Genomic DNA, 13,654 nt, shown 5'->3' with positions numbered 1-13,654 from the left:
TGTTATCCTTTTGGATAGCAGAGGGCGCGAATCAAACCAATTTGCAGGTCTTTTCGTTTTGCCCAAAAACAGAATACATCGTACGACGAAAAAGGAAACGGGAGACAAAACGCAGAGATGGCAATACCGTTGTCAGCTGGGCGTTAGGTAGACCAATGAGTACTTTTTCTCCGAGAAAAGATCGTTTTTCCGCTGGATGTGGGCGAGTGTATTCGTCTGTGCATCTTAGCCGGAGAGCTTTGCCGATCTAGGGGGAAAGGGTAAGCATTGGTCTATTTTTATTACCCGAAGGCTGGTTGTTTCGATAGGGAAAACAAGCACAAGGGTAAGCGAGAGAGAGCCTGGCTGCGATGGTCGCTTGACTGAATTTATAGGTGAATTTGAAAAAGGAGGAACGAGGATGGACGTGGTTTCCATACTGCTTTTGGCACTATCATTCGGAGTATTTTTTGCACTCATTCAATTTTGTGATGCTGTGGTCAGAGAACAGGGAGGGAAAGAAAAATGATCGTTCTGCTCGTGATCGTAGCTGGACTTTCCTTGTATTTATGCCATGCATTGATCTACCCGGAAAAATACTGAACGAATGCAGTAGTGGGTGGCTAAAAGGACGAATGGAACTGATTTTGAAAGCAGGTTAGGAGGAGCAGTTGTGGACTTTTTACAAATCTCGTTGGTTTTGGTGATGCTGCTCATTCTGGCAATACCGATGGGGCGATATCTGGCTAATGCCTTTTCATTGAATGCAACAAGGGTAGACCGGATTTTTGGCGGAGTGGAAAAAGGAATTTACAAGCTTGCTGGCATTCGCCAGACAGATATGACCTGGAAGCAGTATGCGGCAGCTGTCTTGCTGAGCAACATCGCCATGGTGGCGATCGCATATATCCTGTTACGTCTGCAGGGTGTGCTGCCCGGCAATCCAAGTGGAATTGCTGCGATGGACCCGCTACTGTCGTTCAATACGGCTGTCAGCTTTTTAACAAATACGAATCTTCAGCATTATAGCGGCGAGAGTGGATTATCGTATCTCTCGCAAATGATGGTCATTATTTACCTGATGTTTACGACTCCGGCTACCGGAATTGCGGTAGTGCTGGCATTTATGCGTGGGCTGACTGGGCAGCGCAGCATCGGCAACTTCTTTGTTGACCTGGTTCGGGCGCATACACGGGTCCTTCTTCCTTTAGCTGTCGTTGTGACGCTTTTGCTCGTAGCTCAGGGCGTTCCGCAGACATTGGAGCCGACTGCAACAGCGACAACGCTTAGCAGCGCCGAGCAGCAAATTGCTCGTGGACCAGTGGCATCACTTGTTTCGATCAAGCATTTGGGTACTAACGGCGGAGGATTCTTTGGAGTGAACTCATCGCATCCGTTTGAAAATCCAACCCCCTGGACCAATGTGCTGGAGATGCTTGCGATGTTTTTGATCCCCGCTTCGCTTCCGATTGCTTTTGGGCATATGGCAAAAAGCCGCAAGCAGGGCTGGATCATTTTTGGAGCGATGGGTGCGATGTTTCTTGTCTTTTTGGCTACGGCCTATATCAATGAAATGCATGGAAATCCAGCCCTGGAACGAGTGGGCTTGTCACAGACGATGGGCAGTATGGAGGGCAAGGAAGTGCGCTTTGGCATCGCGCAAAGTGCTCTGTTTACAGCGATCACGACAGCAGCGACGACCGGGACGGTCAATAACATGCACGATACACTGACACCACTCGGCGGCTTGGTACCGCTTGGTGAAATGATGCTGAACTGTGTGTTTGGCGGCGACGGAGTGGGGACCGTCAATATCCTGATGTACGCGATATTGGCGGTCTTCATAGCTGGCTTGATGGTGGGACGCACACCTGAATTTTTGGGACGCAAAATTGAGGGCAAAGAGATGAAGCTGATTGCGATTACGATCCTTGCCCATCCGCTGATCATTTTGGCGCCAACGGCGATCGCACTGGCAACCGAGATGGGGACAGCAGGAATCAGCAACCCAGGCTTTCACGGCATTTCTCAAGTTCTGTACGAATTCACGTCATCGGCAGCAAACAATGGCTCCGGTTTCGAAGGCTTGGGTGACAACACACCGTTCTGGAATATTTCGACCGGACTGGTCATGCTGTTTGGGCGGTATGTCTCCATTATCGCGATGCTGGCTGTAGCAGGGTCTATGCTTGCGAAAAAGCCGGTGCCGGAAACAATGGGTACGCTGCGAACCGACAATAACGTATTTCTCGTGATCTTGATTGCGACGGTAGTGATTGTAGGTGCTCTGACCTTCTTGCCCGTACTTGCGCTGGGGCCGATCGCGGAGTGGCTGACCTTGCGTTAGAAGCTGCTTATCCAATGAAACTAGAGGCAAAGGAGATTTTTTCGATGAGTAGAACGCGCACGGTTGCGCTTCCCAAAGATATATATCGCCAGGCGTTAGTCAGTGCTTTCAAGAAGCTCGACCCGCGTGTGATGATGAAAAATCCGGTCATGTTCGTGGTCGAGGTAGGGTTTGTGATTACCCTGCTGCTCACGATTTTCCCAGGACTTTTTGGGGGAGCATCAGACGCTCTGTATAACGGTGTCGTTACCCTGATTTTGTTCGTGACAATTTTGTTCGCCAACTTCGCCGAGGCACTCGCAGAGGGACGCGGCAAGGCACAGGCTGCGAGTCTGAAAAAAACAAAGCAGGATACAAAAGCACGCAAAGTCGCAAAAGACGGCTCCATCCAGGTAGTCAGCTCAACTGAACTGCGAAAAGGGGATATAGTTGTCGTTGATGCGGGCGAACTGATCCCAAGCGATGGTGAAATCACCCAGGGTGTCGCTTCCGTTGACGAGTCGGCCATTACCGGTGAGTCTGCACCAGTCATTAAGGAGGCTGGAGGTGATTTCAGCTCCGTCACAGGAGGAACACGTGTCGTCAGTGACAGTATCCGCGTACGTGTGACGACTGATCCTGGCGAATCATTCCTGGATCGAATGATTTCACTGGTAGAAGGAGCGAAACGTCAAAAAACACCGAATGAGATTGCGCTAGGTACGCTGCTCGTCAGTCTCACTCTGATCTTTGTGATTGTTTGCACGACTCTGTCGCCAATTGCAGCCTATGTCCATGCGGCGATCCCGATTGCAACACTGGTTGCCCTGCTTGTTTGCCTGATTCCGACGACAATTGGCGGCTTGCTGTCTGCGATCGGAATTGCCGGAATGGACCGGGTCACACAGTTTAACGTGATTGCGATGTCCGGGAAAGCAGTGGAAGCTTCGGGCGATATCAATACGATCATTCTCGATAAGACCGGGACGATTACATTTGGAAACCGGATGGCAGCTGAGTTTATGCCAGTGGGTCAGGCGACACAGGAAGTGTTGAACAAAATGGCTGCAAAAAGCTCGATTTACGATGAGACTCCAGAAGGACGCTCAATTATTGAGCTGGCGAAAAAGCTTGGTGTAGATGCCAAAGAATTTGAGCTGCCCGGCTCGGAGGGCGTGGAATTTAAGGCAGAGACGCGGATGAGTGGTACGGATTTAGCTGATGGAACCACGATCCGTAAAGGCGCGGTGGACGCGATCAAGCAATATGTTGCTTCGCAAGGCGGAAGCATTCCGACTGATCTGGAGGAAAAGGCCGCGAAAATTGCGACAGCCGGAGGAACGCCACTAGCTGTCGCAGCTGGAGCCAATATTTTCGGGCTGATTTATTTAAAAGACACAGTGAAGCCTGGTATGCGTGAGCGATTTGAGGAATTGCGCCGCATGGGAATTCGGACGGTCATGTGTACGGGGGATAACCCGCTGACGGCTGCAACGATTGCTCGCGAAGCAGGGGTCGATGACTTCGTCGCAGAGGCGAAGCCGGAAGACAAAATTGCACTGATTCGCAATGAACAGGCAGAAGGCAAGCTGGTTGCCATGACTGGAGATGGAACGAATGACGCGCCTGCTCTTGCGCAAGCCGATGTTGGCCTCGCGATGAACAGCGGCACGATCGCTGCGAAGGAAGCTGCGAACATGGTCGATCTCGATTCCGATCCGACCAAAATTATTGAAGTGGTGGCGATCGGCAAGCAGCTGTTGATGACGCGCGGAGCCTTGACGACCTTTAGTATCGCAAACGATGTGGCGAAATACTTTGCGATCATTCCCGCGATGTTTATGCTCGCCATTCCGCAAATGAGTGCCTTGAATATCATGGGTCTTGCTACGCCGCAAAGTGCGATTTTGTCTGCGCTGATTTTTAACGCGATTATCATTCCGATCCTGATTCCGCTGGCAATGAAGGGCGTGAAGTACTCGCCAATGAGTGCGACGAAGCTGCTTAGCCGCAACCTGGTCATCTACGGCTTGGGAGGAATCGCGGTTCCTTTTGTAGCAATCAAGCTGATCGATCTGGTGCTAGTCGGATTGAATCTGGTGTAACCAACTTATGTATAAGGAAAGCAAGGGTGAAGACATATGCTGCTTACCAATCTTCGTCTCAGTCTGGTCTTGTTATTGATCTGTGGTCTTGTTTACCCGCTTGCGATGACGGGAATTGCGCAAGTCGTCATGCCAGCAAAAGCGAGTGGCAGCTTGATCACGGATGCGAGTGGAAAGGTAGTTGGCTCTGAGCTGATCGGGCAAACCTTCTCTGATCCAAAATATTTTTCGGGACGCGTGTCTTCGATTGATAACAATGCGGCGGGGTCAGGCTCCAACAACTATGCCCCGTCCAATCCGGCACTGATCGAGCGCACACAAGCGGATATCGCTGCCTTTTTAAAAGCGAACCCCGATGTGAAGAAGGAAGACATCCCTGCGGATTTACTGACCAACTCAGGCTCTGGACTCGACCCGCATATCTCCCCAGAGGCTGCTCTCATCCAGGTGGAGCGAGTGGCCAAGGCGAGAAATCTCGATCCAGGGAAGCTGCGCACTTTGATTGAGGAAAGTACAGAGGGAAGAAGCATGGGCGTATTCGGGGAACGACGGGTAAACGTGTTGAAGCTGAATTTGGCTCTGGATCAATTGAAATAGGAGAGCAAAAAGGAGGGCTGCAGGATGGTTGAACAGTTTCGCAAAAAGTCCCCGGAGGAAATCTTGCAGTCTATCTCCAAAATGCACCGGGGCAGGCTAAAAATCATTTTGGGGGCAGTGAGTGGTTCTGGCAAAACGTATCATCTGCTGATGGAAGGGCAGAGTCTGAAGAAAAAAGGGATCGATGTCGTACTGGCAAATGCAGATGAAGCCTGGCATCCGAAGCTTGAACAAAAGCGGGAAGGCTTGGAGCAAATTCCGTCGATGGCATGGAACTGTCATGGTCAATCGAGGCATGACCTGGATGTCTCTGCATTGATTGCTCGCGATCCGGAGGTAGTGCTGGTGGATGGGCTGGCGCATCGCAATCGACCCGATGCGCCGCGAGCCACTCGCTTTGAGGATGTTCAATTGCTGCTGCAACACAATATCAGCGTGATTACGACCGTCAATATATATGAGCTCTCCGGCATGAAGGAGCTGGCGGAGCGGCTAACCAAGCTCGAGGTACAGATCGAGCAATGTGTCCCCGAGGATACGCTGGCTGAGGCGGATGAGGTAAAGCTTTTGGACGTGACTCCGGAAGCCATTCTCAAACGCTTGCAGGAGGATGAGGGCAATCTGTCACGGACAAAGCACCCCTTGTTCCGCAGAGACAATCTGCATATGCTGCGCGAGCTGGCGCTTCGCTTTGTAGCGAACGGAGTGAATGACGATCTGGAGGACTACCGGGAAAGGCACGGTATGGTGGGCGCGTCTGGTGCGACCGAACGGATTTTGGTGTCAGCTCAGTATCATTGGAACGGATCGATTTTGGTCAGACGCGGACAGCAGGTTGCCAAAAGGCTCGGCGGAGAGCTGCTGGTTGTCTGCTTTCGTCTCACGGGCAAGAAGCTGACCAAGGAAGAATCCACTTTTCGACGGGCAATCATGAAGCTTGTAGATAAGGTGGGTGGCGTATTCGAAGAACAAACGATTCACAGGACACAAGCGGTCGCGGGCGATCTTGTCGCTTATGCGATGGACAACAATGTGACGAGAATCGTCATGGGACAGTCCAAACGAACACGCTGGGAAGAAATTTGGTACGGCTCCATCGTGCATAAAATTTTGCGTCAGACGAAGAATATCGACATTTTAATCGTGGCGGATCGGTCTGAACGAGACGGAGAGCGAGTGCTGCCAACCAAACGCAGAGCAGCACCAATTAATCCGTATCGCCGTCTTAGTGAGGCGGAAATGGAGGAGGAGATCGGCAAGATCAAGCGAGGCAGCTTGAAGGTGTACGTGGGTGCAGCACCGGGGGTGGGCAAAACGTATACGATGCTGCGTGAAGGCAACGAGCTTGCTCAAAACGGCATTGATGTCGTCATTGGTCTCTTAGAAACACATGGACGAAAGGAAACGACCGAGCAGGTGGGTGAGCTTTTCATTGTTCCTCGCAAGCAGATTCCCTATAAAAATGTCACGCTGGGGGAAATGGATACGGACGAAATCATCCGGCGCAATCCTGATGTGGTGCTGGTCGATGAACTGGCGCATACCAATGTGCCGGGAAGCCCCTTGGAGAAGCGCTATCAGGATGTAGCGCGCATACTGTCTGCCGGTATTTCGGTCATATCCACGATGAATATTCAGCACCTTGAGAGCTTGAACGACAGTGTCGAACAAATTACGGGAATTCGTGTACGGGAGACGGTCCCTGACCATATTTTGCATCAGGCAGATGAGGTTGAGCTGATTGACATCTCACCGAAAGCATTGCGACAGCGTATGCGGGAGGGCAACATTTATGCCATGGAAAAGGTGGAGCAGTCGCTCGCTAACTTTTTTAAAACAGGGAATCTCATCGCTTTGCGGGAATTGGCGCTGCGCGAGGTAGCAGATGATGTCGATGAACGCTTGGAAGCATGGGAGCGGCGAACGCTGCGGGGGCCTTGGCGGCAGCAGGAAGTGATTTTTGTCTGTGTGAATTTGCGTGCAGACAGTGAGCGCTTGATACGGCGCGGGTTTCGGATTGCTTACCGGCTAAAGGCATCCTGGCATGTTGCCTATGTTCAGGATCATCAGCCATTGACGGACGAGGAACGAGTACAGCTGGAGAAGCTGAAGAGGTTGACCGAGAGGCTGGGAGGCAGGTTTGAGCAGTACGAGGCAGTCTCCAAGCGCAAGGTGTTCTCCAAGCTTGTTCACCATATGAACGAAAAGCAAGCGACACAAGTAGTTATCGGGCAGTCAGCAAGAACGAGATGGAAAGAAATTCGCGACGGCTCCGTTATACAAAGGCTGCTGCGGGAAGTGCGACATATGGATGTACTGGTTGTGGCAGATCATGTACCCGATATGAAATGAAGGGGAGACTAGCCATGGGCACAGCAAAAAAAGGGCAATGGGATCAAAGCTTGGCAGACGCCTATAGCCGTTTAGAGTGCCTGACGAAAGAAAGCGTCAGCCGTGATGAGCAGGATGAGCCTTGCATGGAGGCACTGTTGTTTTCGCAGTTGACCCGGGTTTACCTGGAGGAAGAAGACATGCGGGTGCGGCAAAAGCTAAAGCGAAAATCCTCCCAGCGAATTTCTCGTGTCATGCATGAGAGAGTGGGAGAGTTTTTGGCAGAGCGATTGCCAGGACTATCTTTTCTAGTGATCGATGGTTTGCTTTTTGTCAAAAGGGAGGAACAGCTACTCGGTGTGCTCAAATGCATTCCTGATTTGGGCAGTTATGATACGCCATCGTGGAATGCGACGATCGGACGTTTTGCCAAGCAGTATCAAAAACGCTACAAGCTTGCGCCTGATCAGCTGTTGTTTGTTGTCTGCTCGCTAGCAAAAAGTCTGGATGCTGCCCATGCCAAGGCATTGACAGGAGTTGACGTGTGGTGTGGAACTGCGCTGACCACTCCTGCTTATCGGGAGGCGCTGCAAGCCTATGTGGGAAAATGTGTGGAAGCGATGAATGCAATTCCGAAGCCATGGGAGCAGCTCTACTTTTTAAGCGCAGATGTACATCCTAACGCTTTGGCGACACAGCTGATCCAGGGAGAGACGGCGAGTATGCCAGATCGTTGGCTACGGCCCTCGGTTTGTGAAGTCATCCATTTTTTGGAACAAAAGCTGTGATATACTAGCGGCATGTACAAACCGAAGTAACAGGAGGGACTGGCTATTCCAGTGAAAGTCGTTGGTATACCGCACTATACAGGAGCATTGGTATCAGGAACAGAGCTTGCTCCAGAGGCGCTACGCAAGGCGGGGCTCATATTGCAGCTGCAGCAGTCTGGTAGGGAAGTCAAGGATGCTGGCAATTTGCAGCTCCCTGATTATTTGCCTCGTCACAATATTCCCCCGGTTCGCAATTGGCCTGCTCCACGCATGCTGTGGGATTTGCTGCAAAAAGAAGCGTATGATTGGTTTGATTCAGACGATTTTGTCTTGATGCTGGGCGGGGATTGCGGTCTTATCGTTGGAACGGCACAAGCACACAAGGCGCGCCATGGGGAACAGGCATATCTCGTAATTATCGATGGTCATTTCGATGCTGTTATGCCTGTTGCCTCGCGTTCGATTGGGGCAGCGGGGATGGGACTCTGGTTTTTACTGAAGGGTGAGGGCACGTGGATTATGCCGAGCGGGTGGACCCCGGATCGGATGAGGGTGATCGGGTGCCAGCGGATGCCGGAAGAGACATATGGTGTGGATGTACTGACCTTGGATGAGCTGGCAGGTGGTCATTTGGTTGAGCGGGTCACAGCTGTCATGAAATCCATCCCAGCAGATGCCAAAATATTGGTTCACTTCGATGTGGATGTGATGCACAAAGGGGCGATGGCTGCGGCTTATTCTCCGAGTGAAACAGGCTTGTCCCTGCATCAAGCTCAATCTGTACTCGATACTGTTTTGTGTGATCCGCGTGTAGTTGGTATGGAAGTGACAGAGTTCTCCGGACTTCGGGATACGGACGGAAAGCAGGCAGAGCGGCTTGTGCAGCTGCTTACCGAAGCGTTAGCGACGCGTGCAGCCAGTGTTTGAAAATATAGACGATTATCAAGGTGGCATGAATCTGCATGCTGCCTTTTTCGTTGCACATTTCCGAGAAGAAAGTTCCCTCGTTTTTCTTTCTTTTCTGGTACACTATATATAAGTATATGCTTATGTGGTGAGGAGAGAGGCCTGTGTTTAAAAAGTTAATGGCTAAGTTTGGAGTAGGAGCAGCAAAGGTTGACTTGCAGCTGGATCGACAAGGCTATCGTTTGGGTGAGACGATGACAGGTGTGGTTCGAATAGAGGGTGGAAATGTAGAGCAGCGTATTTCTGATTTAAGCGCCCAAATGCTGATGCGCGTGACACTCAGAGGACAGGAAGTGACCAGGCAGGTACAGGCTTTCCCGATCAGCCGCAATTTCACTGTACAGCCGAAGCCATTCGTGCAAGAGATTCCTTTTTCATTCGTCATGCCAGAGGGCTTGCCGATTTCGACTCCAGCCGTTCAATATGCGCTTCATACCAAGCTGGATGTTGAAATGGCGCTTGATCCGACCGATTTTGATCGAGTTGAGGTATTGCCGTCACAGCCTGTCGAGCGTGTCTTGAGAGCTTTGGACCGCCTGAATCTGCGACAAAAATCTGACTCAGGCAAATTGACGCAATACGGTCAGGAATTCTCCTTTTTCTCAGGTGCGGATTTGGGGATTCCACTCAAGGAACTGGATGTTATCTTCTTCACGGCACCAGAAGAATTGCGTTTGCTCGTAGAGCTGGACCTGGCTTCGGGGATACTGCGTCGTGACAAAGAGTACAAGGCAGAAATCATTGTTCCGCAAGACTTGCTTGCAGCAGGAAAAGAAGAGGAGCTGTCTCGTTATCTGATCGAGACGATTACCGGCTATGTCAATGATCCACAATCGATCCCGTACGTGTCGCTTGCCGCTTATCAGCAAGAACAATACGGTCAGCACGGACAGCGTGGTGGCGGCATGGGCGGTATGCTTGGTGGAATGGCAGCAGGTGTACTCGGCGGAATGCTGCTCAGCGACCTGATGTCAGGTGATGAGGAAATGGCTTCGGAGGACACCGGAGATGGAGAAGGCGAAGACATGGATTTCGACTTTGGAGGATTTGACGAGGATCTGTAAGAATACAAATTCATTGGTATAAGGAAAAGCCATCGCTTGCTGGAATTTCGGCAGGCAGTGGCTTTTTTGTTACTCCGCTACTTTTTCAAAAATGATGTTCGCCCAAACATCCCGAGCTGCTGGGGGGAGAAGGCATGGCGAGTGTTTTCATTCTTTAACCACATATTGCCCTTCACGATCAGGATGTACACTGCGACGATAAAATAGAGAGTCCCGACAATCCAGTCCACTGCTGTTGCCATGTTGTTTGTGACAATGTGCTGGATATACCATACGCCAATAGGAATATGGAGGAAGACAACAGCGAACAATCCTGGATTGTAGATCGTTTTGGCTAAGCGATTGGCGAAAATGCCGTGCCAGATGAACTGGAAAAAACCCATGAAAACCGGTGCCAGACCGAGCCAGACGACGCTGGGGAAAAACACGGGAACGAGGTAAAACACGTATGCAATGACGAGGTTGATGATCATCGCGGATTGCGGATTCAGCGGGTACAGCTCAGGATGGTCACTTTTGAAAATCAGTCCGTTAAATAGTCCAGGAAAATAACCCGGCCACCGGTATTCCTCGAATTGATGGACCAGAATCGCGATGAAACTCAGCCATAGCAGCCCCTCTGTTGTCGGGATGGTCCCCCACCCGTTCAGGAGATAAATCCCAACGCCTACAGCGACGATCAGACCTAGATCCTGCCAATATTTTCGCAAAAAGTCCATGTGTCTCTCCCCCTATTTCCTACATTTCGTGAAAATAGCGTGCAAATAACAAGTCGATCTGCTTGTCAATCGAGCCAACCTCGATGCCGGAGCCTGTGGCCAAGATGGATCTTAGCAGTGCAGGCAAAAACACGGCTCCGAATAGCTGCATGATCATCATCATCAGGACTTCGACATTTTCCTCGCCGGTAATTTCCTGCAAGATGGTTTGAACCTTCGTGAAGCCAATGTTCCTCAAAAATTGTCCGTATTCATATTGCGAGGTAAAGACTGCTCCACCAAGAGCAAAAATACGCGAAACCAGCTCGGGGTATTGCTGAATGACTTCTACATAGCTGGTCAAAAACTGCTTGAGGCGCTGCTTGGGAGCAGTAGCCCTATCATCGAGCACATCAAACGTACCCTGGAAGCTGCTGAGAAACAGGCTCAACGCTTCATTAATGAGCCTGTCTTTGGAGCCAAAGTAGTAATTGACCAAAGCAACATTGGTCCCTGAATCTGCTGCGATTTTGCGTACCGTCACACTTTCAAAGCCCTCCGACTTGATCAAATCCAGTGTTGCCTGCAAAATTTTTGCTTTTGTTTCTCCGCTATTCTTATCGACCTGAGACATATAGCCCTCCTTTGGATGGAAGTAAAATAAGGTGTTAAACATCGTTTTAAACATTGTTTTAAACATTGTTTAATTTGATAATAGCAGGCAATAAGTTAAAATTCAATTGCTACGGTTAAAATTTTTTTCATCTCATGAAAAAGGTATTTTTTGTATGGAAACAGGAAAATGTACCCATCTATTCGGGACTAAATGCTCTTTGGTACCTATTTAGAGTTGGATATCCTTGTTATTAGTTCAATTTTTAGGAGGATAAATGGAGTGAAGAAGTGGACCGTACTATTTTTTGCAGTTACGACTGCGATCAGCTTGACAGCTTGTAGCCCTGCAGAGAAACCGAGCAATACCAATGCTCAAACAAACGGGGCTAGCGAAGCTGCTGTAGTTCCGACTGTGGAAGAGATGATTGAAAAAACAACAAAAGCGAGCGCTGACTTGAAAAGCTTCTCCATGGATTCGAAAGTGAATCAGCATATGGTGATGGCACAAGGCGAGCAGAAGCAAGAGCAAAACGTTGAGATGGCGATGAAATCCGACTTTGTCAAAGAGCCTGTGCAAATGTACCAAGAGATTCATATGAAAATGCCGCAAGGAGAGCAAGCGATCAAGCAGTACATCACAAATGATGGTGTCTTCACTGAGGCAAATGGCAAATGGATGAAGCTGCCTAACGAGATGAAGGATCAAATCATGGCAAGCATGAAGACTTCACTCGAGCCAGGAAAACAGATGGAGCAGTTCAAAAAAATCGTCAAGGATACGAAAGTTGCTGTAGAAGGCAGCGATTACGTCCTGTCGGCGGATCTGTCTGGTGACAATGTGAAGGAACTGGCAAAAGAACTGATGAGCCAAGCAGGCGGTGCTGGCGAGCAGGCAACGGCTATGCTGGACTCGATGAACATCAAGAGTCTTAAAATCGAGAACGCGGTAAACAAAGACACGTATTTGCCAACACGTTCTGTTGTGAACATGTCCATGGAGATGGAGCAGGAAGGTCAAAAGATTGCTCTCGATATGGAAATGACAACCACGTTCTCCAAGCATAACGAGGTCAGCGAAATCAAAGTTCCAGAGGAAGCTTTGAAAGCAGCCCCTGTGCAACAATAAGCTACTTCAGAAATCGTGAAAACGCCAAGGCTCTGCGAGACAGAGCTTTGGCGTTTTTTAGTAGGCACAAATTCCGGACTTTTGGCGTATACCTAATAGGCAATAAAGAAACTTCTGTCGCGGACTCACGCGGTAGCGGGACAGCTTTATTGGGAAAGGCTTGTTATGCGTTCCGGAAAGTTTAAGCTGGTTTGCAGCAAACGGCAATGCCCTTAAGCTTTCTTCACGCCTGAGAAAGAGGTGACCACATTTGAGCGGATGGCTCTCACTCCTGCTCGTTTCCCTGGCCATCAGCATGGACAGTGTCAGCGTAGGATTGACGTATGGTTTGCGCAACATGAGGATGCCACTGTTGTCTCTCATTGTCGTGTCGGGTTGTTCGTTTGCCGTTGTGTATGGCGTCATGCTTGTGGGCTCATCGCTCACGTCCTGGTTGACGCCTGAGATTGGAAAACACGTCGGTGCTGCCGTCTTGATTATCATGGGCTTGTTCACGCTGTGGCGACTCATTTCTCCGCGTGCCAGAGCGGAGGCTGAAAAGGCATCATCAGAGGAAACAGGACAGATACCACTGGGCGTCGCAGCGGAGGATATGCTTGCTGTAACCGGACAGGATTCCCACAGAGTGGGCGAAGAAAAGCCGGGAGAAGCAGAACAAACCGTCCTGTCCCAATTTCGTATTTTTGGCATCATGATTCAAATTTTGCGTGATCCGGCAAAAGCCGATGCAGACCGTTCCGGACATATCATGGGCTGGGAGGCAGTCATGCTCGGCCTTGCCCTGTCGCTGGATGCATTCGGAGCGGGTATCAGTCTTACGTTTCTCGGCTATACACCATTTCTTGTTGCGATTTGTATAGCGGTGATGGGCGCTTTGCTTTTGGCGCTTGGTCTTGCATTGGGACGCCGCGCAGGAAAAATGAGATGGCTGACACGCCTGACGTGGCTGCCGCCCATTCTGTTAATTTTTATCGGGCTGGTAAAAAGCCTGTAATATTGCCTTAACATGAATCCGTCCCGCAGTAGAGGGACGGGTTGTTTTATTTTCTGGCTCGTCTGCATACACATGAGAAGGAG

The 13,654-nt window shown here is 50.2% G+C and carries 12 protein-coding genes; 10 read left to right on the top strand and 2 right to left on the bottom strand.

What is annotated here, in order from left to right; genetic code table 11:
- Positions 1 to 504 precede the first annotated feature (504 nt).
- The 8 genes from kdpF (at position 505) to ADS79_RS31260 (ending at position 10,138) form a co-directional block, all read left to right on the top strand.
- A complete protein-coding gene (kdpF, locus tag ADS79_RS36820; protein WP_084766153.1) occupies positions 505 to 582 on the top strand; it encodes a K(+)-transporting ATPase subunit F in 78 nt (25 codons plus the stop codon).
- Positions 583 to 652: 70 nt separating this feature from the next.
- Positions 653 to 2,326, top strand: a complete 1,674-nt coding sequence (kdpA, locus tag ADS79_RS31290) for a potassium-transporting ATPase subunit KdpA (RefSeq protein ID WP_049742401.1) — start codon at positions 653 to 655, stop codon at positions 2,324 to 2,326.
- Between the two features lie 44 nt (positions 2,327 to 2,370).
- The gene (gene kdpB, locus ADS79_RS31285) at positions 2,371 to 4,410 is read left to right on the top strand and encodes a potassium-transporting ATPase subunit KdpB (RefSeq protein WP_049742400.1); all 2,040 of its coding nucleotides are present in this window, start codon (positions 2,371 to 2,373) and stop codon (positions 4,408 to 4,410) included.
- Positions 4,411 to 4,446: 36 nt separating this feature from the next.
- Positions 4,447 to 5,007 (top strand): potassium-transporting ATPase subunit KdpC, encoded by a 561-nt coding sequence (kdpC, locus tag ADS79_RS31280; protein ID WP_049742399.1) that lies wholly within the window; start codon positions 4,447 to 4,449, stop codon positions 5,005 to 5,007.
- Positions 5,008 to 5,031: 24 nt separating this feature from the next.
- Positions 5,032 to 7,359 (top strand): universal stress protein, encoded by a 2,328-nt coding sequence (locus ADS79_RS31275; RefSeq protein WP_049742398.1) that lies wholly within the window; start codon positions 5,032 to 5,034, stop codon positions 7,357 to 7,359.
- Between the two features lie 14 nt (positions 7,360 to 7,373).
- Complete coding sequence (locus tag ADS79_RS31270; RefSeq protein ID WP_049742397.1) at positions 7,374 to 8,126, top strand: hypothetical protein; 753 nt, start codon at positions 7,374 to 7,376, stop codon at positions 8,124 to 8,126.
- Positions 8,127 to 8,177: 51 nt separating this feature from the next.
- Positions 8,178 to 9,035, top strand: a complete 858-nt coding sequence (locus ADS79_RS31265; RefSeq protein ID WP_049742396.1) for an arginase family protein — start codon at positions 8,178 to 8,180, stop codon at positions 9,033 to 9,035.
- Positions 9,036 to 9,178: 143 nt separating this feature from the next.
- Positions 9,179 to 10,138, top strand: a complete 960-nt coding sequence (locus tag ADS79_RS31260) for a sporulation protein (protein ID WP_049742395.1) — start codon at positions 9,179 to 9,181, stop codon at positions 10,136 to 10,138.
- A 77-nt stretch (positions 10,139 to 10,215) separates the two neighbouring features.
- Here the strand turns inward: ADS79_RS31260 and ADS79_RS31255 are convergent, their stop codons facing one another.
- The gene (locus ADS79_RS31255) at positions 10,216 to 10,857 is read right to left on the bottom strand and encodes an HXXEE domain-containing protein (RefSeq protein ID WP_049742394.1); all 642 of its coding nucleotides are present in this window, start codon (positions 10,855 to 10,857) and stop codon (positions 10,216 to 10,218) included.
- A 19-nt stretch (positions 10,858 to 10,876) separates the two neighbouring features.
- Positions 10,877 to 11,470, bottom strand: a complete 594-nt coding sequence (locus tag ADS79_RS31250; RefSeq protein ID WP_049742393.1) for a TetR/AcrR family transcriptional regulator — start codon at positions 11,468 to 11,470, stop codon at positions 10,877 to 10,879.
- Positions 11,471 to 11,731: 261 nt separating this feature from the next.
- Here ADS79_RS31250 and ADS79_RS31245 point away from each other — a divergent pair, with 261 nt between their 5' ends.
- A complete protein-coding gene (locus ADS79_RS31245) occupies positions 11,732 to 12,577 on the top strand; it encodes a DUF6612 family protein (protein ID WP_049742392.1) in 846 nt (281 codons plus the stop codon).
- 250 nt (positions 12,578 to 12,827) lie between these two features.
- The gene (locus ADS79_RS31240) at positions 12,828 to 13,571 is read left to right on the top strand and encodes a manganese efflux pump (RefSeq protein WP_049742391.1); all 744 of its coding nucleotides are present in this window, start codon (positions 12,828 to 12,830) and stop codon (positions 13,569 to 13,571) included.
- The last annotated feature ends 83 nt before the right edge of the window (positions 13,572 to 13,654 follow it).

Origin of the sequence: Brevibacillus reuszeri (assembly GCF_001187725.1) — a bacterium.
Classification (GTDB): Bacteria; Bacillota; Bacilli; order Brevibacillales; family Brevibacillaceae; genus Brevibacillus; species Brevibacillus reuszeri.
The sequence above is the reverse complement of the archived record's forward strand: the minus strand, read 5'-3'. Positions and strand labels throughout refer to the sequence as shown.

Coding starts and splice junctions, on each gene's coding strand:
- kdpB (WP_049742400.1), top strand. CDS start 2,371: ATGAGTAGAACGCGCACGGTTGCGCTTCCCAAAGATATATATCGCCAG.
- ADS79_RS31270 (WP_049742397.1), top strand. CDS start 7,374: ATGGGCACAGCAAAAAAAGGGCAATGGGATCAAAGCTTGGCAGACGCC.
- ADS79_RS31250 (WP_049742393.1), bottom strand. CDS start 11,470: ATGTCTCAGGTCGATAAGAATAGCGGAGAAACAAAAGCAAAAATTTTG.
- ADS79_RS31255 (WP_049742394.1), bottom strand. CDS start 10,857: ATGGACTTTTTGCGAAAATATTGGCAGGATCTAGGTCTGATCGTCGCT.
- ADS79_RS31275 (WP_049742398.1), top strand. CDS start 5,032: ATGGTTGAACAGTTTCGCAAAAAGTCCCCGGAGGAAATCTTGCAGTCT.
- kdpF (WP_084766153.1), top strand. CDS start 505: ATGATCGTTCTGCTCGTGATCGTAGCTGGACTTTCCTTGTATTTATGC.
- kdpC (WP_049742399.1), top strand. CDS start 4,447: ATGCTGCTTACCAATCTTCGTCTCAGTCTGGTCTTGTTATTGATCTGT.